At 70.8% G+C, this 1,369-nt stretch carries 2 protein-coding genes; both read left to right on the forward strand.

What is annotated here, in order from left to right; genetic code table 11:
• Positions 1–406 precede the first annotated feature (406 nt).
• On the forward strand, positions 407–973 hold the full coding sequence (locus tag AC27KI_RS24885) for a cysteine hydrolase family protein (protein ID WP_487116459.1): 567 nt from the start codon (positions 407–409) through the stop codon (positions 971–973).
• Positions 974–1,040: 67 nt separating this feature from the next.
• Complete coding sequence (locus tag AC27KI_RS24890; protein ID WP_284405881.1) at positions 1,041–1,349, forward strand: DUF1272 domain-containing protein; 309 nt, start codon at positions 1,041–1,043, stop codon at positions 1,347–1,349.
• The last annotated feature ends 20 nt before the right edge of the window (positions 1,350–1,369 follow it).

Below are 1,369 nucleotides of genomic sequence, written 5' to 3' on the forward strand. Positions count from 1 at the left end.
CGGCACCTTGCGCGGCGCCCGGGCCTTGGGGGTGGCGGCATTCACCAGCGACAGCAGGGGCTTGGCGGCCGCCTTCACCCGCGCGGGGCGCGTGGCGCGGGCCAGCGCCTTCAGGTTGCGCTGGTAGGCCCGGGTGAAAACGGACAGGGAAAACAGGCGGGAGCTGCGGGGCATGGGCGGTCGTCCAATCGGCGGGGTAGCGGGTTCACCATACCAGTTTTGTTGCAGTGCAGCATTTTTTGGGCCTGCCAGAACTGGAATTGGGCGCCACGGACTACAAACCCGCAGGCCGCGCGCCATCGAAACATGTCCTGAAATGATCGATCCCTGGCCGCCCCGGGCCGGACGCCGGCCGCCGCTGCTCTCAAAATCAGCGCCATACTCCACCACCCATCGAAGCGCCCCCATGAAAACCTGTCTCATAGTGATCGACGCGCAGGAATCGTTCCGCCAGCGGCCCTATTTCACCGCGCAGAGCCTGCCGCCGTACCTCGCCGCGCAGAACGCACTCATCGAGGGCTGCGTGGCCCGGGGCGTGCCGGTGGTGCGCATCTTCCACAGCGACGGCCCCGCCGAGGCCGGCAACCCGTTCGCCATCGAGTCCGGCCACGTGCGCCCGCTGGAGGGCCTGGCGCCGTTCGACGCCACCGCCACCTTCACCAAATCGCGCCACAGCGCACTGGTGGACACGGGCCTGGCCGTCTGGCTGACGCAGCACGGCATCCAGCGCCTGATCGTGAGCGGCATCCGCACCGAGCAGTGCTGCGAGACCACCACCCGCCATGCCTCCGACCTGGGCTGGCAGGTGGACTACGCCCTCGATGCCACGCTCACCTGGGACATGGTGCAGCCCGACGGCCGCACGCTCACCGCCGCCGACATCCGGGACCGCACGGCCACCGTGCTGCAGGACCGCTTCGCCACCGTGTGCACCGCCGCCCAGGCGCTGGAGCGCGTGGCCGCCGCAGCCTGATTCCCGCCCTTTCCGCCCCCCACCCCGTCCACCCCCCCTCCGCCATCACGACGAAAGAAGACGCGCCATGCTGGAACTGCGCCCCACCTGCGAACACTGCAACACCGCCCTGCCGCCCGCCTCGCCCGATGCGCGCATCTGCAGCTTCGAGTGCACCTTCTGCGCCGACTGCGTGGACCACGTGCTCGGCAACGTGTGCCCCAACTGCGGCGGCGGCTTCGCCCCGCGCCCGATCCGGCCCGCGCACAACCACAAGGGCAACAATTTCCTGGGCAACGACCCCGCCAGCACCGTGGTGCGCCACCGGCCCGTGGACCCGGCCGCCCACGCGGCCTTCGCCGCCGCCCTGCGGCAGATTCCGCCCGCACAGCGATGAGCAGCGGCCCCGGCGCCCCC

Source organism: Acidovorax sp. KPB24-03 (assembly GCF_057546605.1).

Coding starts and splice junctions, on each gene's coding strand:
- AC27KI_RS24890 (WP_284405881.1), top strand. CDS start 1,041: ATGCTGGAACTGCGCCCCACCTGCGAACACTGCAACACCGCCCTGCCG.
- AC27KI_RS24885 (WP_487116459.1), top strand. CDS start 407: ATGAAAACCTGTCTCATAGTGATCGACGCGCAGGAATCGTTCCGCCAG.